The sequence below is a fragment of the Streptomyces sp. NPDC048521 genome, assembly GCF_043199855.1.
Lineage (GTDB): Bacteria > Actinomycetota > Actinomycetes > Streptomycetales > Streptomycetaceae > Streptomyces.
The window spans coordinates 289,075-310,852 of the sequence record NZ_JBICWR010000008.1 but is presented as its reverse complement, the minus strand read 5'-3'; the positions used below and the strand labels follow the sequence as shown (position 1 = coordinate 310,852).

Here is a 21,778-nt window from a genome sequence, read left to right as displayed (position 1 = left end):
GACTCCGCGGGTGTCTGGGCAGGTGGGAACACCGTGACGCTATACCGGCGCCCTCGCGCCGATCACCGTCAGCGCTCGACAAAGGCTCGAACCGGCGCTTGGTGGGCTCCACACAAAGGCTGCGGGTTACACCGGGATCGGCGTGATACCGGTCACTGAGGTGGGGTGGTCGGGGATACCCGTGCGTTCGTGGAGACCTCTGTAGGGTCCCGCCAAAGCCCCGTGGGTGCCCGTCTCGCCCGTCGGTCGCCGTCTGGGCAGCGCGGGGGCGCTTTGCTAGCTTCGAGCGCATGGTTGCCCAGGCCCGGTACTTCACGTCGCGTCGCTATGTCGACCTGCGACGCCAGGGCACGGCCACCTGTCGCCGCCCGGGGTAGGGGCGGGCCCTCGGCACGCCTCGCCTTTCCGAGTCTTTGAGACGTGTCGGCCCCGTTCCCGAGGACGGTTCTCCATGCCCCGTACCGCGGTCCCCACCCTGCTCTCCCCCGTTCCGCGTGCCGCCGACAGCGACCGGCGGCGCACCAGTGCCAGCATCGTGCTGCGCTCCGTGCTGGAGCACGGGCCGGTGGCGCGCAGCACCATCGCCCGGCTGACCGGACTGTCCCCGGCGTCGGTGACCGAGCACTGTGCCCGGCTCGCCGACCTGGGCCTGATCCGGGAGTCGGCCGCGCCCCGCCGCTCCAACGGGGTGGGCCGCCCGCACGTGCCCGTCGACCTGGACGACACGCGGTTCCTGGTGGCCGGGGTGCATGTGGCCGTGCCGTACACCACGGTCGCGCTGCTGGATCTGCGGGGCCGGGTGGTGGCGCGGCGGGAGCTGAAGCACGAGCGGACCGATCCGGGCTGGGTGCTGGCGCGGGCCGCCGAGGGGCTCGCGGGACTGTTCGCCGCGGTGCCGGGCCGTCGCCCGCTGGGGGTCGGGGTGGCGGTCGGCGGCTGGGTGGACCGGGAGACGGGCACCGTGGTGGAGCACGAGTTGCTGGGCTGGCGGGAGGTGCCGGTGCGGGAGCTGCTCGGCGCCCGCACGGGTCTGCCGGTCCATGTGGACGGCCACGCACGGGCGTTGGTGCACGGGGAGCGGCTGTTCGGGCGGGCCCGGGGCAGCCGCAGCGTGCTGCACCTGTTCGTGGGCAACGTGGTCGACGCGGCCTTCGCGACCAATGACGAGGTGCACCACGGGCCGCGTTCGGCGGCCGGGGCGATCGCCCATCTGCCGGTGCCGGGCGGCACCGAGCCGTGCGCGTGCGGCCGTACCGGCTGCCTCCAGGTGGAGTTGAGCGAGCGGACGCTGGGCCGGCGGGCCCGGGCGGCCGGGGTGATCGACTCGGCGGATCCGAGGGACCTGGTGGCCGCCGCGGCGGCCGGGGACACGGTGGCGCGGCGGCTGCTGGTGGACCGGGCCCGGATGACCGGGAGGGCGGCCGGGCTGCTGCTGGACGTGCTGAACCCGGAGACCGTCGTGGTGACCGAGCTGGGCGTCCTCCACTTCGAGGACTGCCTGAACGCGTTGCGGGAAGCGGCCGGACACCGCCGTGCGGCGGCCGTGCTACCGACGAGTTTCCCGGATTCCGTACTGGCGCTGGCGGGCGGATCCGTGGTGCTCGACGTGTTGTTCCGGGATCCGCTGGGTGCGTCACCTGAGGCTATTTAATTCAGAAACTCGGAATGTTGACAGGGGTCGTCCATGACCGGGAACATCCTGGTCATGGACGCACTCACCAGCTGTCGCACCCTCTGTTGCTGACATATTGCCGCGCATGAAGCGCGTGTTTCCCGCTGTGTGAGTTTCCCTTCGTCCGGCCCGCCCGACCGGAATTCTTCCTGCCTTTCCCCTCTTTTTCTCCTGGGAGTTCTCCCATGCACCGTCGTGCCTTTCTCACCTCCCTGGCCGGCGCGTCCGCCGCCGTCGCGGGCCTCAGCGGCTGCGCCAAGGGCGACGCCTCAGCCGACACCAGGGCCGCCGCCGGCAAACCGCTCGCCGACAAGGTCCCGGCCGGTACGCGTCTGAAGATCGCCTCGTACCAGAACGCGCAGCAGCTGCAGCTCAAGCTGGCGAAACTGCCCAAGCTGCCCTTCACGGTGTCCGATTGGGTGAACATCGGGGCGGGCCCGGACGTGATCAACGCCTTCCGCTCCCAGTCCCTGGACCTCGCCAACAACGCGGGCATCCCGCCGATCCAGGCGCACTACCAGGGCTTCGACGCGAAGATCGTCGCGATCGGCATCACCCGTAAGCCCAACTACCTCTTCGCCACCCGGCCCGGCAGCGACATCCGGACGGTCGCTGACTTCCGGGGCAAGCGGCTCGCCTTCTCCCAGGGGCAGGCCCAGGGGGTCGTCCTGCTGCGGGCGCTGAAGCGGGCCGGCCTGGCCTACGACGACGTCAAGCTGGTCCCGCTGACCAGCAACCAGTTCCTGACCGCCCTGCAGTCCGGGCAGGTGGACATCGCCCCGCTCGCCAACAGCCAGGTGCCGGCGTACCTGAAGCAGTACGAGAGCAAGGGCGCCCATGTCATCAAGACGGACGTCGTCGACCTGCTCAACCTGCTGTGGGCGCCGCAGTCCGTGCTGAACGACCCGGCGAAGGCCGCCGCGATCGCCGCCTACATCCCCCAGTGGGCCAAGGGACAGGTGTGGGTGTACGAGCACCCGGACGTGTGGGACGAGGAGTTCTACGTCAAGACGCAGAACCTCACCCTCGAGCAGGCGAAGTCCATCACCGCCCTCGCCAACAAGCCGTACTTCCCGCCTCGCTGGGACGAGGCGATCGCGTGGGAGCAGGAGACCGCCGATCTGCTCGCCCATGGCGGCTTCGTGAAGAAGTTCGACGTGTCCTCCCTCTTCGATCACCGCTTCGAGTCCCTCGCCGCCCAGGCCGTACCCGAGGAGTACCGGAAGTGACCACCGTGACCACGACGACGACCGCGGTGGCGGTGACAGCGGCCGGGGAACGCCCCCAGGTCCGCAGGCGCCGCCGCCTCTCCCCCGGCCGGCGGCTACCCGCCGCCCGGCTGGCCGGCCCGCTGGCGGTGTTCGCCCTGTGGGCCGCCGCCTCGGCCGCCGGAGCGCTCGACCCGGCTGCCGTTCCGGCGCCCTGGACGGTCCTGCGGACCGCCGGCCATCTGTGGACCGACGGCACCCTGCCCACCGATGTGCTGACCTCCCTGGAGCGGGCCGGCTACGGCTTCGCGATCGGCCTGACCGCCGGGGTGCTGCTCGCGCTCGCCTCCGGCCTCAGCCGGACCGGGGAAGCCCTGATCGACGGAACCGTGCAGCTCAACCGGGCGATCCCCACCCTCGGCCTGATCCCGCTGTTCATCCTCTGGCTGGGCATCGGGGAGACCTTCAAGGTCGCCATCATCGCGATCGTCGTCTACATCCCGATCTACCTGAACACGCATGCCGCGCTGTCCGGCATCGACAGCCGCTTCGTCGAACTCGCCGAGGTGCAGGGCCTGTCGAGGTTCACCTTCATCCGCCAGGTGGTGATCCCCGGCGCGCTGCCCGGATTCTTCGTGGGCCTCCGGCTCGGCGTCACCGGCTCCTGGCTGGGCCTGGTGGTCCTGGAACAGATCAACGCCACCAGCGGCCTCGGCTACCTGATGTTCCAGGCGCAGAACTACGGCCAGACCGACGTCATCCTGGTCGGCCTGCTGATCTACGGCGTCTTCGGCCTGGTCTCCGACAGCGTGGTCCGTCTCGTCGAACGGAGGGTGCTGTCGTGGCGCCGCACACTGAGCAACTGACCCGGCCCGCCGTCCGGCTCCGCGGCCTGACCCGGTCCTTCGAGGGCCGTACGGTCCTCGACGGCATCGACCTCGATCTGCCCGCCGGACAGTTCACGGCCCTGCTCGGGCACAGCGGCTCCGGCAAGTCCACCCTGCTGCGCGCGGTCGCAGGCCTGGACCACGGGGTGGCCGGGAGCGGGCGGCTCACCGCGCCCGAGCGGGTCTCGGTGGTGTTCCAGGACTCCCGGCTGCTGCCCTGGCGCCGGGTCCTGGACAACGTCCTGCTCGGCCTGGACGGCAAGGACGCCGAGGAGCGCGGCCGGGCCGCGCTGGCGGAGGTCGGCCTGGGCGGCCGCGAGCGGGCCTGGCCGGGCGAGCTGTCCGGTGGCGAGGCCCAGCGGGCGGCACTGGCCCGCTCCCTGGTCCGCGAGCCCGAACTGCTGCTGGCCGACGAGCCGTTCGGCGCGCTGGACGCGCTGACCCGGATCAAGATGCACCACCTGCTGCGCGCGCTGTGGACGCGGCACCGGCCGTCCGTGCTGCTGGTCACCCACGACGTGGACGAGGCGATCGTGCTCGCCGACCGGGTCCTCGTCCTGGACCAGGGCCGGATCGGCCTCGACCTGACCATCGACCATCCCCACCCGCGCTCCTACCGGGAGTCGCTGCTGGGCGAGTACCGCGAGCGGCTGCTGGCCGCCCTCGGGGTCACGGAGGACCAGTGACACACAGAAGGCTCCACCTCAACGCGTTCCTGATGAACACCGGTCACCACGAGGCCTCGTGGCGGCTGCCGGAGAGCGACCCGTACGCGCACGTCGACCTGGCCCACTACGTCAACCTGGCGCGGATCGCCGAACGCGGCACGTTCGACTCGCTCTTCCTCGCCGACGGCCCCCAGCTGTGGAGCAACCTCGCCCAGCGGCCGGCCGGTGCCCTGGAACCGCTCACCCTGCTGACCGCGCTGGCGACGGCCACCGAGCACATCGGCCTGATCGCCACCGCCTCCACCTCCTACAACTCCCCCTACAACCTGGCCCGCAAGTTCGCCTCGCTGGACATCATCAGCGGCGGCCGGGCTGGCTGGAACATCGTCACCACCGCGGGTGCCGAGGCCGCCCGCAACTTCGGGCTGGACGCCGAGCCCGCGCACGCCGAGCGGTACGCGCGTGCCGCCGAGTTCCTCGACGTCGCCCTGAAGCTGTGGGACAGCTGGGAGGACGACGCGATCGTCGCCGACAAGGCGGCCGGCGTCTGGGGCGACGACAGCAAGATCCACCCGCCCCGGCACCGGGGGAGGTACTTCAGCGTCGCCGGAGCCCTCAACGTGCCCCGCACCCCGCAGGGCTATCCGCTCCTGGTCCAGGCCGGTTCGTCGGAGGACGGCAAGGCGTTCGCCGCCCGGTACGCGGAGGCGGTGTTCACCGCCCAGCAGACCCTCGCCGACGCGCAGGCCTTCTACGCCGACCTCAAGTCCCGTACCGCCCGGGCCGGACGGGACCCCGAGCACATCAAGGTGCTGCCCGGCATCGTCCCGGTCCTCGGGTCGACGCAGGCCGAGGCGCGGGCCGCCGAGCAGGTGCTGGAGGACCACATCGTCCACGAGCACGGCCGGGCCCGGCTGGAGAACCTGCTGCACCTGGAGCCCGGCACCCTCGACCTGGACCGGCGACTGCCCGACGATCTCCCGCCCGAGTCCGCCATCGAGGGCGCCAAGAGCCGCTACACCCTCGTGGTCGAGCTGGCCCGGCGCGAGCGGCTCACCGTCCGGCAGCTGATCGGCCGGCTCGGCGGCGGGCGCGGGCACCTCACCTTCGCCGGGACGCCCGAGCAGGTCGCCGGCCAGATCGAGGCGTGGTTCACGCAGGGCGCCGCCGACGGCTTCAACATCATGCCCGCCGTGCTGCCCTCCGGCCTGGACGCCTTCGTCGAGCACGTCGTACCGCTCCTGCGCGCCCGCGGCCTGCTCCGCAGCGCGTACGGCCCCCGCCAGACCCTGCGGGAGCGCTACGGGCTGCCCCGCCCCGCCAACCAGTACCTCACGCCCACCCTCGTGTGAAAGGACGCTCACCCATGTCCCTCGAGATCACCAAGGTCACCGCACGCATCGGCGCCCGGGTCTCCGGCGTCGACATCTCCCGCCCGCTGGACGAGAAGCAGGTCACCGCGATCCGCGAGGCCCTGAACGTCCACAAGGCGCTCGTCTTCGACGACGTGAACCTGGACGACGAGGGCCAGCAGGCCTTCGCCCGCCACTTCGGCGACCTGACCACCGCCCACCCGACGGTCGGCGCCGTCGAGGGCGCCCCGAACGTGCTGCCCGTGGACAGCGAGCGGGGCCGCGCCAACCACTGGCACACCGACGTCACCTTCGTCCTCAACCCGCCGCAGGCCAGCACCCTGCGCTCGATCACGATCCCGCCGTACGGCGGCGAGACCCTGATCGCCGACGCGGCGGGCGCCTACCGCGACCTGCCCGAGCCGTTGCGCCGCTTCGCCGACACCCTGTGGGCCGAGCACACCAACGACTACGACTACGCGGTGCCGGACGAGGACATCGACGAGGAGAGGGCCGCCCAGCGCGCCCAGTTCACCTCCCGCACGTACCGCACCGCCCACCCGGTGGTCCGCGTCCACCCGCTGACCGGCGAGCGCGGGTTGTTCATCGGCGGTTTCGCGCAGCGGATCGTGGGCCTGTCGACCGGCGAGTCCCGCAAGGTCCTCGAGCTGTTCCAGGCGTACGTCACCCGTCCGGAGAACGTGCTGCGCTGGCGCTGGTCGGAGAATCAGCTGGTCCTCTTCGACAACCGCATCACCCAGCACTACGCCGTCGACAACTACGACGGGCAGCCGCGCCGCCTGCACCGGGTGACCGTCGCCGGTGACGTCCCGGTCGGCATCGAGGGCAAGGAGAGCTACTCGATCGAGGGGGACGCCTCGCACTACACACCGGTGCTCGCGGCCGCGTAACCGGAACTTCACCCTCCGTACAGCCGGTGTCCGGATGGTGGGCGGCCCCTTCGCGAGAGCGGACGGGCCGCCCAGACTGTGGGCGATTTTGCCCTTCTATTGCACTGGACGAGCCGCGCTTATGCCCAGCAGCACGAAGACCGGGGCGCCGCCGCAGCAGCGCGACGGCGCCTCCCTCTCCCACGGCCTCAAGCAGCGTCACCTGTCGATGATCGCCCTCGGCGGCGTGATCGGCGCGGGCCTGTTCGTCGGTTCCGGTGCGGGCATCGCCGCCGCCGGTCCGTCCATCGTCGTCGCCTACACCGTCTCCGGCATCCTCGTGATGCTGGTGATGCGGATGCTCGGCGAGATGTCCGCCGCCTACCCGTCCTCGGGCTCCTTCTCCGCCCACGCCGAGCGGGCGATCGGCCCCTGGGCCGGCTTCGCGGCCGGCTGGTCCTTCTGGGTCCTGCTGTGCACGGCGGTCGGGCTGGAGGGCATCGGCGCCGCGCACATCGTCTCCGGCTGGCTGCCCGGCACACCCGAGTGGGTCTGGGTCGCGCTGTTCATGGTCGTGTTCTGCGGGACGAACCTGGCCGCCGTGAAGAACTTCGGCGAGTTCGAGTTCTGGTTCGCCGCGCTGAAGGTCGGCGCGATCAGCCTGTTCCTGATCCTGGGCGGGCTGGCCGTCGCCGGCGTCCTGCCCGGCACCGACTCCCCCGGCGCCTCGAACCTGACGGACTTCCTCCCGCACGGCAGCAACGGCCTGATCGTCGGCCTGCTGGCCTCCGTCTTCGCCTACGGCGGCCTGGAGACGGTCACCATCGCGGCGGCCGAGTCGGAGGACCCTGTGCGGGGCGTGGCGTCCGCCGTCCGCACGGCGATGTGGCGCATCGCCCTCTTCTACATCGGCTCCATGGCGGTCGTGGTCACCCTGGTCCCGTGGGACTCCGAGGAGGTCGTGGAGAAGGGCCCGTACGTCGCCACGCTCGACCACCTGGGCATCCCCGGCGCGGGCCAGGTGATGAACGTGGTCGTGCTGGTGGCGCTGCTGTCCGCGATGAACGCCAACATCTACGGCTCCTCGCGCATCGCCTACTCGCTGGTGGCGCGCGGCCAGGGCCCGAAGGCGCTGGCGAGGCTCTCCGGCGGGGTCCCGCGGATCGCGGTCCTCACCTCCTGCTTCTTCGGCTTCCTCTGCGTGCTGCTCAGCTACTGGCGTCCGAACGACGTCTTCTCCTGGCTGCTGAACATGATCGGCGCGGTCATCCTGGTCGTCTGGATCTTCATCGCCGTCTCCCAGCTGCTGCTGCGCCGCCGGATCGAGCGCGAGGCCCCCGAGAAGCTCGTGGTCCGCATGTGGGCCTTCCCGTGGCTGACCTGGATCGCCCTGGCCGGCATGGCGGCGATCTTCGTCCTCATGGCCCGCGAGCCGGACACCCGCCTCCAGCTGTACTCGACGGGCGGCATGACCCTGGCCCTGGCGGCGATCGGCTACGCATGGCAACGGGCGCGCGCCCGGCGCTGACGTCCGCCCACCGGCACCCGGCGAGGCCCCCACGAACGACACGTGGGGGCCTTTCTGTTGCTCCAACGCTCTTGTTGCTAGCGTGTAGTTGCAAGTAACTTGCAATAAGGTTCCGGAGGGGATCACCCATGCCCGTCTACACGTTGCCCGAGCTGCCCTACGACTACGCCGCGCTCGCGCCCGTGATCAGCCCCGAGATCATCGAGCTGCACCACGACAAGCACCATGCGGCCTATGTGAAGGGCGCGAACGACACACTGGAGCAGCTTGCCGAGGCGCGGGACAAGGAGACCTGGGCTTCCGTCAACGGCCTGGAGAAGAACCTGGCCTTCCATCTCTCCGGGCACATCCTGCACTCGATCTACTGGCAGAACATGACCGGCCCGAAGGACGGCGGCGGCGAGCCGCTGGCGGCCGACGGCGTGGGTGAGCTGGCGGAGGCGATCAAGGAGTCCTTCGGTTCCTTCGCCGCCTTCAGGACCCAGCTGTCCAAGGCCGCGGCCACCACCCAGGGGTCGGGCTGGGGCGTGCTCGCCTACGAGCCGCTGAGCGGCCGCCTGATCGTGGAGCAGGTCTACGACCACCAGGGCAACGTCGGCCAGGGCTCGACCCCGATCCTCGTCTTCGACGCCTGGGAGCACGCCTTCTACCTGCAGTACCGCAACCAGAAGGTGGACTTCGTCGAGGCCATGTGGCGGGTGGTCGACTGGCAGGACGTGGCCCGCCGGTACGAGGCCGCCAAGTCCCGCGCGGACGTCCTGCTGCTGGCGCCCTGAGCGTTCCGCGCCCTCGAGTCGTCCTGCCTCGTGATCGTCTTCTCACCCTTCACGTCGGCAGGCGGATGAAAGAAGACCCCCGCGAGGACGTGACTCGCGGGGGTCTTCCACACTTCTACAGGTTGCTGAAGTCGGGGCCCTGGGTGCGGGTCCGCTTGATCTCGTAGAAGCCCGGGACCGAGGCCACGGCGAGCGTGCCGTCCCACAGGCGGGCCGCCTCCTCGCCCTTGGGAGCGGGGGTGACGACCGGGCCGAAGAAGGCGATCTGCTCGCCGTCGGGGCCCGGGACCGCGATGACCGGGGTGCCGACGTCCTGGCCGACCTTCTCGATGCCCTCCTTGTGGGAGGCGCGCAGCTCGGCGTCGAACTCGAAGTCCTGCTGCTCGGCGTACTCGATCAGCTCGGCGGGCAGGCCGACCTCCGCGAGGGCGCCGGCGATCGCCTCCAGGGTCGGGCCCTCGCCGTTGTTGTGGATGCGGGTGCCGAGCGCGGTGTAGAGCGGGCCGAGGATGTCGTCGCCGTGCTTCTGCCAGGCCGCGGCGACCACACGCACCGGCTGCCAGGCCTTGGTGGCGAGCATCTCCCGGTACTCCTCGGGCAGCTCGTCCAGCCGGTTCTCGTTGAGGACGGCGAGGCTCATGAGGTGCCAGCGGACCTCGATGTCGCGGACCTTCTCCACCTCCAGCACCCACCGGGAGGTCATCCAGGCCCACGGGCACAGCGGGTCGAACCAGAAGTCGACGGGGGTCTTGCCGGGCGAGGTCGCGGTCTCGGACATGGTTCTCCTCAGCGAAACGGTCTTTTGAGCGGTCAACGACGTCGTCGCGAGCCACATTCCCTGCTGCCCCGCGTCAGGTGCACATGGCAGGATCGGTCCTGTTCAGCCACCATTCACGCGACCACGAGGGAGTGCCGCCCGTGCCCGGTGAGAATCTGTCCCGCGACGAGGCCCGGGAGCGGGCCGCACTGCTGTCCGTCGACGGGTACGACGTGTCCCTTGACCTCAGGTCCGCCGTCGGCGACGGGCACGGCGAGCCGCGCACCTTCCGCTCGGTGACCACCGTCCGCTTCCGCTGCAACGAACCGGGCGCGTCGAGCTTCGCCGACCTGATCGCGCCGAGCGTGACCGCCGTCTCGCTCAACGGCAAGGACCTGGACCCGAGCGAGGTCTTCGACGGCTCGCGGATCGCGCTGGAGGACCTGGCCGCCGAGAACGAGCTGGTGGTCGACGCCCAGTGCGCCTACTCGCGCACCGGCGAGGGCCTGCACCGCTTCGTCGACCCCGAGGACGGCGAGGTCTACCTCTACACGCAGTACGAGCCGGCCGACGCCCGCCGCGTCTTCGCCGGCTTCGAGCAGCCGGACCTCAAGGCCCCCTACCGCTTCGAGGTCCAGGCGCCCGAGGGCTGGACGGTGTGGAGCAACGGCGCGGGCGAACGCGCCGACGGCGTCTGGCGGTTCGCGGAGACCAAACCGATCTCGACGTACATCACGTGCGTGGTGGCGGGCCCGTACCACTACGTGACGGACACCTACTCCCGCACGTTCGAGGACGGGACGAAGCTGGAGATCCCGCTGGGCGCCATGTGCCGCAAGGGTCTCGCCCCGCACTTCGACGCCGACGACGTCTTCCTGGTCACCAAGCAGGGCCTGGACTTCTTCCACGACCACTTCGACTACCCGTACCCGTTCGGGAAGTACGACCAGGCGTTCGTGCCGGAGTACAACCTGGGCGCGATGGAGAACCCGGGCCTGGTGACCTTCCGCGAGGAGTACATCTTCCGCGGGAAGGTGACGCAGGCGTCGTACGAGGCGCGGGCCAACGTCATCCTGCACGAGATGGCGCACATGTGGTTCGGCGACCTGGTCACCATGGAGTGGTGGGACGACCTGTGGCTGAAGGAGTCCTTCGCGGACTTCATGGGCACCTTCGCGAACGTCGGCGCGACCCGCTTCAGCGACGCCTGGATCACCTTCGCCAACCGCCGCAAGGCCTGGGCGTACCGCGCGGACCAGTTGCCGTCCACGCACCCGATCACGGCGGACATCCGTGACCTGGAGGACGCCAAGCTGAACTTCGACGGCATCACCTACGCCAAGGGCGCCTCCGTGCTCAAGCAGCTGGTGGCGTACGTCGGCCAGGAGGCCTTCCTGGAGGGCGCCCGCCGCTACTTCAAGCGCAACGCCTACGGCAACACGCGCCTCGGCGACCTGCTGTCGGTGCTGGCCGAGACCAGTGGCCGGGACATGACCGCGTGGGCGGCCTCCTGGTTGCAGACGGCCGGGGTGAACTCGCTGACCCCGCAGGTGCTGCTGGACACCGAGGGCGGCCGGATCGCCGAGCTGGCGATCGTCCAGGAAGCCCCGGAGACACACCCGGAACTGCGCCCGCACCGGGTCGCGGTGGGCCTGTACCGCCGCACCCCCGAGGGTGCGGTGGAGCGGTACGCGCGCGTCGAGACGGACGTGCACGGCCCGCGCACGGTCGTGGCGGAGCTGGCGGGCGCCGAGGCGCCGGAGCTGGTGCTGGTCAACGACGACGACCTGACCTACTGCAAGATCCGCTTCGACGAGACGTCGCTGGCGACCCTGCGCGCGCACCTGGGCGCGCTGACCGACCCGCTGGCCCGGGCGCTGTGCTGGTCGGCGCTGTGGAACCTGACCCGGGACGCGCTGCTCCCGGCGCGTGACTTCATCGGTCTCGTGCTGCGGTTCGCGGGCCGCGAGTCGGACATCGGTGTGCTGCAGATGCTGCACGCCTGGGCGAACGCGGCGCTGGTGCACTACGCGGCGCCGGGCTGGCGGGAGACCGGCGGGGAGCTGCTCGCCGAGGGTGCCCTGCGCGAGCTGCGGGCGGCCGAGCCGGGCAGTGAGCACCAGCTGGCCTGGGCGCGGTTCTTCGCGACCGTGGCCTACGCCGAGCCGGACCTGAAGCTGCTGACGGACCTGCTGGACGGGACGACCTCGATCGACGGCCTGGAGGTGGACCAGGAGCTGCGCTGGGCGTTCCTGGAGCCGCTGGCCGCGCACGGGGCCGCCGACGAGTCGGTGCTGGCGGCCGAGCTGGCCCGGGACGACACGGCCTCCGGCAAGCGGCACCAGGTGCGCTGCCTGGCGTCCCGCCCGTCGGCGGCGGTCAAGGCGCAGGCGTGGGCGCAGGTCGTGGAGTCCGACGCGCTGTCGAACGCGCTGGTGGAGGCGACGATCGCGGGCTTCGGCCGGCCCTCGCAGCGGGAGCTGACCGCACCGTACGCGCAGTTGTACTTCGCGGCGATCGAGCGGGTGTGGCGGGAGCGGTCGATCCAGATCGGCATGGACGTGGTCCGGGGCCTGTTCCCGTCCTTGCAGGACCGGCAGGAGACCCTCGACGCGACGGACGCTTGGCTCGCGGCGCACCCGGACGCGGCGCCGGCGCTGCGCCGGCTGGTGCTGGAGGCCCGGGACGACCTGGCGCGGGCGCTGCGCGCACAGGAGTGCGACGCGGCGGCCGCCGACCGGTGAGCCTTGGCCTGAGCTTGCCCGGTCGGTGACCGTTACGAAATTCGGGCAAGATGAGCCGTAACCCCTGGTCCACACCCAATTGGACCAGGGGTTTTCCGTTCCCGTTCGGCACCCGAACACCTGACCTTTAGTCCCGTCTCATCCGCATTTCTCGACGACCCTGTAACAGCGGTTACGGGCGGGACCGGGTACGGGAATCTCGAGGCCATGACGCACAACACCCCCCTCTCCCCCCGCCCCCTCCGGCACCTCTCCGAGGTCCACCGCCGCGTCCTGACGGCGGCCCAGCTGCGCGCCCACGGTGTGACCGCGGCCGCGCTGACCGAGCAGTGCCGCCCCGACGGCCCCTGGCGTCAGCTGCTCCCGAACGTGGTCCTGCTGCACCCCGGCCCGCCGACGAGCGAGGAGCGGCTGCACGGGGCCCTGCTGTACGCGGCCCGCGAGTCGACGCCGGGCGTCCCGGCCCAGCCGACCGCCCAGAGCCCGCACCGGCCGCTGTACACGGAGGCGATGATCACGGGCCTCGCGGCTCTCACCCTGTACGGCTTCTCCGCCACCCCGCCGCTGCTCTCCCTGGACCACGTCGACGTCCTGGTCCCGCGCCTGCGCCGGCTGCGCTCCACGGGGTACGTCCGCGTCCTGCGCGCCCCGGCCCTGCCCACGCCGCGGGTGGTGACGGGCCTGCCGGTGGCGCCGGTGCCGCGGGCGCTGGCCGACGCGGTGGCGGAACTGAAGGACGCGCAGGCGGTACGGCGGCTGCTGCTGGAGGCGGTACGCGGCGGCCACTGCGAACCGGCCGCGGTCGTCAAGGAGTTGACCCAGGCGAAGCTGCTGAACCGGCCGCACGTGGTGGACGCGGTGGACTCGCTGCTGGCGGAGGGCCGCTCGATCGCCGAGGACCGCCTCTACCGGATGGTCCACGAGTACGGTCTGCCCGACCCGGTCTGGAACGTCGACCTGCGCCTGCCCGGCGGCCCGCACCTCGGCGGCCTGGACGCCTACTGGCCGGACCAGGCGGTCGCCGTCGAACTCGACACGCGTGCACCTCGGCAAGGCCACCGTCAGGACGACGACGCCTTGTGGTCGGAGTACGCCCGCAAGCGCGAGCACCTGGAGCGCCTGGGGATCACGGTCGTGTACATCACGCCGAGGAAGCTCAGGGACGCGACGGAGCAGCAGGCGGCGGTGGTGCGGACGGCGCTGATGGCGTCCGGCGACCGCGACCCGGCCGCGTATGTCGTGGTGCTGCCCCGGTAGTGACGGACCGGGAGAGCGGCAGGGGGACCACCAGGAGGGGAGAGGAGGGGCCACCGGGATCGACCCGGTGGCCCCTCTTCTTCGGGTGCGCTAGCTGCCCGTGGTCCCGTCGACCAGTTCCCGTACGACGTCGATGTGCCCGTTGTGCCGGGAGGTCTCCTCGATCAGGTGCAGCAGCACCCAGCGCAGGTCGGGCCGCCGGCCGTCGCGCATCGGCTGCTTCGCCGGCGTGTCCAGGTCGGTGGCGGCGACCAGTTCACGGTAGCGGGCGCTCTGTTCCTCGTACGCGGCGAGCACCTGCTCCAGCGGGATGTCGACCGCGATCCGCATCTCCCGGTCGGGGTCCTCGTCGGTCCACGGCCCCTGGTCCTCCTCGCCGAGGAAGGCCACCTGGAACCAGTAGTACTCCACCCAGCGCAGGTGGTTGACGAGACCGCACAGGGTCATGAGCGGGGAACCGGGCAGCGGCGCCCGGCGGGCGTCCTCCGGCGAGACACCCTCGCACTTGGCGCGGGCGGTGGCCCGGGCGTAGTCGAGGAAGGTGGTCAGCTGGGTGCGCTCGTCCCAGGAGGGAGGCGTGTCGGTTCTCGTCATCGCCGAGGACACTCCTTCATCGCGTACCCACCGTCAACCGAATTGCCGGCAGAACTCCGCTTCGAGCACCGCGTCCATGTCCCCCGCCCAGTCACCGTTGAAATTGGCCGCGAGGGAATGACGGCCGTCGGCCGTCGTCACCGCCGAGGACACGGAGCCGTGGATGCCTCCGTCATGGCCCCAGATGTGAACGCCGCAGGTCAGCGTGCGGTCCATGAGGCCGAGGCCGTAGCCGGTGTTCGGCGCACCGTCGACCTTCACGGTGGTCTTCATCTCCTTCAGCTGCGCGGCCGGCAGCAGTTTTCCGCGCAGCAGGGCGCTGTAGAAGCGGTCGAGGTCCGCGGAATCCGAGATCATCTCGCCGGCGGCGGAGGCGAGGGAGGGGTTGAGGGTCGTGACGTCGTACGTGCGCCCCGTCGCCGACTCGGTGAGCTTGGAGTAGGCGCGGCTGCTGGGGCGCGGGACGGTGACCTTCGCCCCGGGAACGGAGGTCGCCGTCAGGTGCAGGGGGTCGATGATCCGGTGCCGGATCTCGGTGGCGTACGAGTGGCCCGTCACCTTCTCGATCACCATGCCGGCCAGGACGTAGTTGGTGTTGGAGTAGCTCCAGGACGTGCCCGGCGCGAAGTCCGGCTCGTGCTTCAGGGCGATCGCCACCAGGTCGCCCGGGGTGAGCGTGTCGTAGCGGTGCTGGAAGAACCCGTCCTTGAGGAAGTACCTGCGGGCGAAGCCCTCGTCGGCGGTGTAGCTGTAGACGCCGCTGGTGTGGTCGAGGAGCCGGCGGACGGTGATGCGGCGCCCGTCGTGGCCGTGGCCGCGCACGACCCCGGGCAGCCACGTGTCGACCGTGTCGTCCAGGGAGAGCCGGCCCTCCGCCTCCAGCTGGAGCAGGACGGTCGCGACGAAGGTCTTGGTGATGCTGCCGACGCGGTAGCGGTCGGCGGCCGAGCGGGGTGCACCGGTGCGGAGGTCGCCGGTGCCCGCCGTCGTGGACCAGGTGCCCTGGGCGTCCTTTGCGGTGGCGGTCACCCCGGGCACGCCGGCCCGGACCGCCGCCTCGACGGCCTCGCGGGTGGCGCCGTGGCCGTGGCCGGCGCCGGCGCCGGGTCCGGTCGCCGCGACGGCCGGGCCGGCGAGGGCCGCCGAGAGGAGCAGGGCGGTGGTGCCCACCAGAGTCGTGCGTACGCGCATGCCTTCCCCAACCTGTGGTGTGCGGTGCGGTCGGGGTAGGGGACCCGAGGGCGTTGCGCGACGGTTGCCTGAGTGTGGGCCGGTTGAGTGAATTTCAGCCCTTCCTTCGTACCAGCTCCGTGTTCCGGTCGGCCGCCGTGCCCGCGCGGCCAGGCCGGTCTCGGAGAGGTCGGCGAAGTCGGTGCGGGGCGGCGGACTCGACGAGGGTGTGCGCGCTCCACGAACGCATCGAGGGTTCTGCGGCGGCGTCTGCTCGGGCAGGGGACGGTCCTGGAGTCACAGATGTCCCGGCGCCGGCCGTTCCCGCCACAGCCGCAGCCCCACGTCGACCAGCCGCACCCGGGTGAGCCCGGCCACGGCGTCCAGGTCGTGCCAGGCGGCGAAGTCGGTGGAACCGCCGACCTCGTAGCGGAGCTCGCCGCCGGTGACCTCGCCCTCGTAGAGGATGCGGACGCCGTGGTGGTCGGTGCGGCGGCGTGGGCGCCCGCCGAGGAAGACACGGCGGGAGGAGTCGATGCCGAGGAGACCGGTCACCTCGATGCGGTAGCCGGTCTCCTCGGCGAGTTCACGGCGGACGGTGTCGTACGGGTCCTCGCCGTGCTCCATGCCGCCGCCGGGCAGTACCCACTCGGGCGTGCCGTCGGGTCCCGGTGAGCGGGCGAGCAGGATCTGTCCGTCACGGACGCACACGGCGTAGGCCGCCACCCTCAACTTCCGTCGCATCCACTGACGTTAACGCTCGGGTTGGCCGGTGAGTACTCCGGTGCGGACCAGCGCAGCGGCAGGGCCGCCGGTGTCTGCACGGCCTCCGCGACGACGAAGCGGACGGTCCGCTCGCCGTCGGCGGTGAACTCGGTGTGCGCCTCGCCGGTGAGTTGGAGGGTGGTGCCGGTCGCCCAGTCCAGGAAGAGCAGTCCGGCGCGCGGGTCGGCGCGCAGGTTGCCCAAGGTGAGGAACATGGCGTTGCCGGGGTAGTCCGGCCAGCTCAGTTCGTGCGGTGAGACGACCCGGACGAAGCCGGGGTCGCCACCCCGGTGGCTGACATCGGCGCCCCGGGCGTGCACGGTGGCCAGGAAGAAGGTGTCGGCCGCCGCGACGAACCGGGCCTGCCCGGCGTCCAGTCGGGCGCCCGAGGAGGGCGTGCCCGGTCGGCGGCCCGGCACCCTCTCGTACGCCTCCCGGCGCTGGATGTGCTTCGGGCAGTTGGAGAACACCTGGTCGGCCTCGACTGCGAAGCCCTTTGCCGTGGGCCGCAGCCGGCCGTTGAGACGCATCCGGCGGCGGGTGCGCGGGTCGAGGGCGATGGTGCCGACGGGGGTGCCCGGTGCGGTCAGGGCCGCCGCGAGCGGGTCGGTCGGGGGTGGCCCTCCCGCGACGGACACCTGCCGTGGTCCGGTGGCCCGGACGAAACCGGGGGTGCCCGCGATCGGCGAGGCCCACACCCGGCCGGTGCGGGGGTCGGCCGCGCCCACGACCAGCAGCGGTTGCAGCTCCAGGAAGGCCGCCGCGACCGGCTTGATGTCCTGGCCGAGGGAGCGGCCGACGTGGTCGGCGCGGTCCCGGACGCCGACCAGGTCCTGCACGGCACGCGAGCCGGCGTGATACACGCTCACGGCTAGAAGAAACCGCAGGTCGGGGCGGCGGCGTGGGGTGCGGGGGCGCCCTGGACGCCCTCGGGCACGGAGATCTCCAGGCGGGTGCCGTCCGGGTCGTGGAAGAAGATCCCGCCCGAGGCCGAGCCCTCCCGGTGGGCCACGATCCCTTCGTGGGCGAACTGCACACCGGCGGCCCTGAGCGCCGACTCGTACTCCCGGACCCGGTCCACCGACTCCGCCGTGAAGGCCAGGTGGTGCAGTCCGGCCCGGCCGCCCTCGTACGGGCCCCCCGCCTGCTGCCACAGGGTGAGGACCGGCCGGTCGCCTCCGTCCCCGAGGAAGGCGTACCTGCGGTCGTCCTCCTTGCCCTCGGCCAGCAGCGCGAAGCCCAGGACGTCCCGGTAGAAGGCGAGCGAGCGGTCGAGGTCGGTGACGTTGAGGCCGGTGTGGCCGGTGCGCAAGGTCATGGTTCTCCCCTTCGAGGTATCTAACCGTCGTAAATGACGTTAGAAGGTTAGACTGGAGACGTCAACCGGTCACGTACTCTTGACCGGTTAGCCGAGAAGGAGTGCCCGATGTCCGCCGTCCGCGATCCCCGCCCGCTCACCGGTGAGCCCCTCGCACTCGACCTGCTCAACACCCGGTGGAACCTGGAGGGCGTCACCCAGGACCTGCTCGCCGACACGGAGGGGCTTGCGGTGTGGCTCGCGAGCAACGGGCTGGCGGGGGCGTACCCGGCCGACGCGGACGTGCTGCGCCATCTGCGGGAGGCCCGGGAGGCGGTCAAGGCGGCCGTGGACGGGTCGCCGGAACAGGCGGCGCCGCTCGTGGACGCCGTACTGGAGCACGGGCGCATCCGGGCCCGGCTGACCGCCGAGGGCCCCGCCGAGGAGCCCGAGTTCGCCGACCCGTCGTGGGGGCCGGCCTGGCTCGCCGCCCGTGACTACCTGGACCTGCTCGGCCGGGCGCCGGAGCGGATCCGCACCTGCTCCGGCGGCAGCTGCATCCTGTACTTCTTCGACACGTCCCGCAACGGCACCCGCCGCTGGTGCTCGATGGCCGCGTGCGGCAACCGCGCGAAGGCGTCCCGCCATTACGCGCGTTCGAAGGACAACTGAGCAAATACCGGTCTATCAGCGTCCGATCCGCTCACATCCCATCGCGGGTTTTCCCCATACCTCCATATCGATTCGGTCAACGGTCCCCAAAATCCGGTCACTTCCGTAAAGCTGAGCGCTCTCGTCCGCTCGTTCCTTTACCTGAGGGATGCCGATGACCCACACGCCCGAGCGTGATCCCATACCCGGTCCGAGACGCCTGGCCCGCATAGCCGTGGCCGTCGGCGTGGTGGCCGCCCTCTCCGCGGCGGGGCCGATACCCCTGGCGTTCGCCGCGCACGCGCCGTCCGCCCCGGCCGCCGACCCCGGCGTCAAGTCCGCCCACGACAAGCTGGGTTCGGACGACGCCGACGCGCTCGCCGACGCCAAGGCCGACGGCGCGAAGAACATCACCATGATGATCGCGACGGCCCCGGGACAGACCGAGCAGGTCGCCCAGAAGCTGGACGCGGTCAAGGGCGGCTCGGTGGGCCGCAGCTACGACGAGGTCGGCTACGTCCGCGCCACCGTCCCCACCGGCAAGGCGGACGCCGCCATCGAGGCCGCCGCGGGGCTCTCCTCGGTGCACGCCATCGACCTCAGGCGGGAGATCCCGCTCGACGACCCGGCGCCGGACGCGGACACCGCCGCCGGCTCCCGCACCGCGACGGGCGGGTACTCCGGTCCGAACAGGAACACTCCGGCCAAGAACCCGTACAACCCCTCCTTCGAGACCGGTGCCGTCGACTTCGTCGAGGACCACCCGAAGGCGGACGGCCGCGGCATCACCATCGGCATCCTCGACTCCGGCGTCGACCTCGGCCACCCCGCGCTGCAGAAGACCACCACCGGCGAGCGGAAGATCGTCGACTGGGTCACCGCGACGGACCCGATCCTGGACGGCGACGGCACCTGGCGCCGGATGACCAACCCGGTCAGCGGCCCGTCGTTCAGCTACGGCGGCGCCACCTGGAAGGCCCCGGCCGGCGATTACCAGGTGAACCTGTTCCGCGAGTCCGCGACCGCCGGCGGCGACGCCAAGGGCGACGCCAACCGCGACGGCGACACCACCGACGCCTGGGGCGTCCTCTACGACCCGGCCGCCGGCACCGTCCGCGTCGACCTGGACAACGACTTCGACTTCACCGACGACACGCCGCTGAAGCCGTACAAGGACGGCCACCAGGTCGGCTGGTTCGGCACCGACGACCCGAAGACCGACGTCGCCGAGCGGCAGCCGTTCGTCGTCCAGATCCGCAAGGACGTCCCGACCGACCCGTACGGCGGCGACTGGGTCGGCAAGAAGGCCGACTTCGTCAACATCGGCGTCATCGAGTCCGAGCACGGCACCCACGTCGCCGGCATCACCGCCGCCAACGGACTGTTCGGCGGGAAGATGAACGGCGCGGCCCCGGGCGCGAAGCTCGTCTCCTCACGGGCCTGCACCTGGACCGGCGGCTGCACCAACGTCGCCCTCACCGAGGGCATGATCGACCTCGTCACCAACCGCGGCGTCGACATCGTCAACATGTCGATCGGCGGCCTGCCGGCGCTCAACGACGGCAACAACGCGCGTGCCGAGCTGTACACCCGGCTCATCGACACCTACGGCGTCCAGCTGGTGATCTCCGCGGGCAACTCCGGCCCCGGCGCCAACACCATCGGCGACCCCGGACTCGCCGACAAGGTGATCTCGGTCGGCGCGACCGTCTCCAAGGAGACCTGGGCCGCCGACTACGGCTCGGCCGTGGAGCAGAAGTACGCGATGATGCCCTTCTCCTCGCGCGGCCCGCGTGAGGACGGCGGCTTCACCCCGACCCTGAGCGCGCCCGGCGCCGCGATCAACACCACCCAGACCTGGCTGCCCGGCTCCCCGGTCACCGAGGCGGGCTACTCGCTGCCGGCCGGCTACTCGATGCTCCAGGGCACCTCGATGGCCTCCCCGCAGGCCGCCGGTGCCTCCGCGCTGCTGCTGTCCGCCGCCGAGCAGAAGGACATCGACCTCACGCCCGCCAAGCTGCGCACGGCGCTGACCTCGACCGCCGACCACATCAAGGGCGTGCAGGCGTACGAGGAGGGCGCGGGCCTGATCGACATCGTGGACGCGTGGGACGCCATCCGTGACGGCGCCTCCGCCCACGAGTACACCGTCAAGGCCCCGGTCGACACCGCGATCGACTACGCCCTGAAGACCCCGGGCTTCGGCACCGGCCTGTACGACCGCGAGGGCGGCCTGAAGGCGGGTCAGAAGAAGACGTACGAGGTGACCGTCACCCGTACCTCCGGACCGGACAAGGACGTCCGGCACGAACTGCACTTCGCGAACAACGCCGGCCGCACCTTCCGGATCGTCGGCGACGACGACGTGCGGCTGCCGCTGAACCGGCCGGTGACGGTGAAGGTGCAGGCGGCGCCGGAGTCGGCGGGCATCAAGAGCGCGATCCTGGAGGTCGACGACCCGAGGACGGAGGGGGTCGACAAGCAGATCCTCACCACCGTCGTGGTCTCCGCCCCCGTCCGCTTCACCTACTCGGCGTCGGGTTCGGTGCAGCGCAACAGCACGCGGTCGTACTTCCTGACCGTGCCCGAGGGCGCCAGGTCGCTGGAGGTCGCGATCGGCGGGCTGAAGGACAAGAGCCAGACCCGGTTCATCGCCATCCACCCGTACGGCACTCCGGTCGACAACACCAGCACCCCGTACTGCTACAACAACTACCTCGACGGCAACGGCTGCAAGCCGGACGTCCGCTCGTACGCCGACCCGCAGGCCGGCGTCTGGGAGGTCGAGGTCGAGTCCCGTCGTACGTCGCCGCTGCTCGACAACCCGTACAAGCTGGACGTCACCGTACTCGGCGCCACCTTCGACCCCGAGACTGTGACCGTCCCCGAGGCCGAGGTCGGCACCCCGGCCACCGCCTCCTGGAAGGTGACCAACACGTTCGCCGCCCTCGACGGCAAGCTGGTCGGCGGCCCGCTCGGCTCCTCCAAGACGGCCCGCCCGTCGATCGAGGAGGGCGAGACGCAGACCACCACGGTGCAGGTCCCGGCCGGCGCCAAGTCCCTGGACGTGGCGATCGGCGGCGTCTCCGACGCGGCGGCCGACCTCGACCTGACGGTGTACGACGCGAGCGGCGCGCAGGTCGCGCAGTCCGCGGACGGCGACTCCGAGGAGGCGGTCTCCGTGCCGTCCCCGGCCGCCGGCACCTACACCATCGAGGTCGTGGGCTACTCGGTGCCGTCCGGCTCGACCGACTACGACTACCGGGACGTGTTCTTCTCCTCCACGCTCGGCACCGTCACCGTCGACGGCTCGGCCCCGGTCAAGCTCGGCACGGGCGACTCGGCCACGGTGACCGGCCAGGTCACGGCCGCCGCCGAGGCTCCCGCCGGCCGCGAGTTCTTCGGGCAGGTCCAGCTGGTGAACGCGCGCGGCACGGTCGCGGGCACCGGCAGCGTGAAGATCGAGAAGGTCACGCCGTAACGGAGTGATCCGATCGGGAGGGGCGGGCGTCCTGGTGGACGCCCGCCCCTTTCTTGTGCGCTCTTGGCTCCTTGCTTCTTG

The 21,778-nt window shown here is 71.3% G+C and carries 18 protein-coding genes; 12 read left to right on the top strand and 6 right to left on the bottom strand.

Annotated features, from left to right (window positions below):
- Positions 1-451: 451 nt before the first annotated feature.
- From ACGFRF_RS21115 to ACGFRF_RS21080, 8 genes are all read left to right on the top strand, one after another.
- Entirely contained in the window at positions 452-1,651 is a 1,200-nt protein-coding gene (locus ACGFRF_RS21115) for an ROK family protein (RefSeq protein ID WP_393742050.1), read from the top strand.
- Positions 1,652-1,857: 206 nt separating this feature from the next.
- Positions 1,858-2,901: an ABC transporter substrate-binding protein gene (locus ACGFRF_RS21110; RefSeq protein ID WP_393742048.1), complete on the top strand. Its 1,044-nt coding sequence runs from the start codon at positions 1,858-1,860 to the stop codon at positions 2,899-2,901.
- Positions 2,898-3,746 (top strand): ABC transporter permease, encoded by an 849-nt coding sequence (locus ACGFRF_RS21105; RefSeq protein WP_393742046.1) that lies wholly within the window; start codon positions 2,898-2,900, stop codon positions 3,744-3,746. The genes ACGFRF_RS21110 and ACGFRF_RS21105 overlap by 4 nt, the downstream gene beginning before the upstream one ends.
- A complete protein-coding gene (locus ACGFRF_RS21100) occupies positions 3,722-4,453 on the top strand; it encodes an ABC transporter ATP-binding protein (protein WP_393742044.1) in 732 nt (243 codons plus the stop codon). Before ACGFRF_RS21105 ends, ACGFRF_RS21100 begins: the two co-directional genes overlap by 25 nt.
- Entirely contained in the window at positions 4,450-5,787 is a 1,338-nt protein-coding gene (locus tag ACGFRF_RS21095) for an LLM class flavin-dependent oxidoreductase (RefSeq protein ID WP_393742042.1), read from the top strand. The genes ACGFRF_RS21100 and ACGFRF_RS21095 overlap by 4 nt, the downstream gene beginning before the upstream one ends.
- Before the next feature lie 14 nt (positions 5,788-5,801).
- Positions 5,802-6,698 (top strand): TauD/TfdA dioxygenase family protein, encoded by an 897-nt coding sequence (locus ACGFRF_RS21090; protein ID WP_393742040.1) that lies wholly within the window; start codon positions 5,802-5,804, stop codon positions 6,696-6,698.
- Positions 6,699-6,819: 121 nt separating this feature from the next.
- On the top strand, positions 6,820-8,205 hold the full coding sequence (locus ACGFRF_RS21085) for an amino acid permease (RefSeq protein ID WP_393742038.1): 1,386 nt from the start codon (positions 6,820-6,822) through the stop codon (positions 8,203-8,205).
- Positions 8,206-8,333: 128 nt separating this feature from the next.
- Complete coding sequence (locus tag ACGFRF_RS21080; protein ID WP_393742036.1) at positions 8,334-8,981, top strand: superoxide dismutase; 648 nt, start codon at positions 8,334-8,336, stop codon at positions 8,979-8,981.
- Between the two features lie 115 nt (positions 8,982-9,096).
- Here the strand turns inward: ACGFRF_RS21080 and ACGFRF_RS21075 are convergent, their stop codons facing one another.
- A complete protein-coding gene (locus tag ACGFRF_RS21075) occupies positions 9,097-9,759 on the bottom strand; it encodes a DsbA family protein (protein WP_393742034.1) in 663 nt (220 codons plus the stop codon).
- A gap of 140 nt (positions 9,760-9,899) precedes the next feature.
- Between ACGFRF_RS21075 and pepN the strand changes: the two genes are divergently transcribed.
- Both pepN and ACGFRF_RS21065 read left to right on the top strand, forming a co-directional pair.
- Positions 9,900-12,482, top strand: coding sequence for an aminopeptidase N (gene pepN / locus ACGFRF_RS21070; RefSeq protein WP_393742032.1), 2,583 nt, complete (start codon positions 9,900-9,902; stop codon positions 12,480-12,482).
- Between the two features lie 207 nt (positions 12,483-12,689).
- Positions 12,690-13,739 (top strand): hypothetical protein, encoded by a 1,050-nt coding sequence (locus tag ACGFRF_RS21065; RefSeq protein ID WP_393742030.1) that lies wholly within the window; start codon positions 12,690-12,692, stop codon positions 13,737-13,739.
- Positions 13,740-13,829: 90 nt separating this feature from the next.
- Here ACGFRF_RS21065 and ACGFRF_RS21060 read toward each other — a convergent pair whose 3' ends face one another.
- The 5 genes from ACGFRF_RS21060 to ACGFRF_RS21040 all read right to left on the bottom strand — a co-directional run bounded on the left by ACGFRF_RS21060 (position 13,830) and on the right by ACGFRF_RS21040 (position 17,586).
- Positions 13,830-14,333, bottom strand: coding sequence for a DinB family protein (locus ACGFRF_RS21060; protein ID WP_393742028.1), 504 nt, complete (start codon positions 14,331-14,333; stop codon positions 13,830-13,832).
- Positions 14,334-14,366: 33 nt separating this feature from the next.
- A complete protein-coding gene (locus ACGFRF_RS21055; protein WP_393742026.1) occupies positions 14,367-15,524 on the bottom strand; it encodes a serine hydrolase domain-containing protein in 1,158 nt (385 codons plus the stop codon).
- Between the two features lie 276 nt (positions 15,525-15,800).
- Positions 15,801-16,247 (bottom strand): NUDIX hydrolase, encoded by a 447-nt coding sequence (locus ACGFRF_RS21050; RefSeq protein ID WP_393742024.1) that lies wholly within the window; start codon positions 16,245-16,247, stop codon positions 15,801-15,803.
- Positions 16,232-17,137, bottom strand: coding sequence for a pyridoxamine 5'-phosphate oxidase family protein (locus ACGFRF_RS21045; RefSeq protein ID WP_393742022.1), 906 nt, complete (start codon positions 17,135-17,137; stop codon positions 16,232-16,234). Before ACGFRF_RS21045 ends, ACGFRF_RS21050 begins: the two co-directional genes overlap by 16 nt.
- A gap of 2 nt (positions 17,138-17,139) precedes the next feature.
- A complete protein-coding gene (locus ACGFRF_RS21040; protein WP_393742020.1) occupies positions 17,140-17,586 on the bottom strand; it encodes a VOC family protein in 447 nt (148 codons plus the stop codon).
- Between the two features lie 108 nt (positions 17,587-17,694).
- On the opposite strand from ACGFRF_RS21040, the gene ACGFRF_RS21035 reads away from it, so the two are divergent.
- Both ACGFRF_RS21035 and ACGFRF_RS21030 read left to right on the top strand, forming a co-directional pair.
- Positions 17,695-18,237: a CGNR zinc finger domain-containing protein gene (locus ACGFRF_RS21035; protein WP_393742018.1), complete on the top strand. Its 543-nt coding sequence runs from the start codon at positions 17,695-17,697 to the stop codon at positions 18,235-18,237.
- A 154-nt stretch (positions 18,238-18,391) separates the two neighbouring features.
- Positions 18,392-21,697, top strand: a complete 3,306-nt coding sequence (locus tag ACGFRF_RS21030; protein ID WP_393742016.1) for a S8 family serine peptidase — start codon at positions 18,392-18,394, stop codon at positions 21,695-21,697.
- Positions 21,698-21,778: the final 81 nt, after the last annotated feature.

Bases quoted from the DNA above. Each gene is read 5' to 3' on its own strand.
- ACGFRF_RS21115 (WP_393742050.1), top strand. From the start codon at position 452: ATGCCCCGTACCGCGGTCCCCACCCTGCTCTCCCCCGTTCCGCGTGCC.
- ACGFRF_RS21110 (WP_393742048.1), top strand. From the start codon at position 1,858: ATGCACCGTCGTGCCTTTCTCACCTCCCTGGCCGGCGCGTCCGCCGCC.
- ACGFRF_RS21090 (WP_393742040.1), top strand. From the start codon at position 5,802: ATGTCCCTCGAGATCACCAAGGTCACCGCACGCATCGGCGCCCGGGTC.
- ACGFRF_RS21085 (WP_393742038.1), top strand. From the start codon at position 6,820: ATGCCCAGCAGCACGAAGACCGGGGCGCCGCCGCAGCAGCGCGACGGC.
- ACGFRF_RS21080 (WP_393742036.1), top strand. From the start codon at position 8,334: ATGCCCGTCTACACGTTGCCCGAGCTGCCCTACGACTACGCCGCGCTC.
- ACGFRF_RS21075 (WP_393742034.1), bottom strand. From the start codon at position 9,759: ATGTCCGAGACCGCGACCTCGCCCGGCAAGACCCCCGTCGACTTCTGG.
- ACGFRF_RS21065 (WP_393742030.1), top strand. From the start codon at position 12,690: ATGACGCACAACACCCCCCTCTCCCCCCGCCCCCTCCGGCACCTCTCC.
- ACGFRF_RS21060 (WP_393742028.1), bottom strand. From the start codon at position 14,333: ATGACGAGAACCGACACGCCTCCCTCCTGGGACGAGCGCACCCAGCTG.
- ACGFRF_RS21055 (WP_393742026.1), bottom strand. From the start codon at position 15,524: ATGCGCGTACGCACGACTCTGGTGGGCACCACCGCCCTGCTCCTCTCG.
- ACGFRF_RS21050 (WP_393742024.1), bottom strand. From the start codon at position 16,247: ATGCGACGGAAGTTGAGGGTGGCGGCCTACGCCGTGTGCGTCCGTGAC.
- ACGFRF_RS21040 (WP_393742020.1), bottom strand. From the start codon at position 17,586: ATGACCTTGCGCACCGGCCACACCGGCCTCAACGTCACCGACCTCGAC.
- ACGFRF_RS21035 (WP_393742018.1), top strand. From the start codon at position 17,695: ATGTCCGCCGTCCGCGATCCCCGCCCGCTCACCGGTGAGCCCCTCGCA.
- ACGFRF_RS21030 (WP_393742016.1), top strand. From the start codon at position 18,392: ATGACCCACACGCCCGAGCGTGATCCCATACCCGGTCCGAGACGCCTG.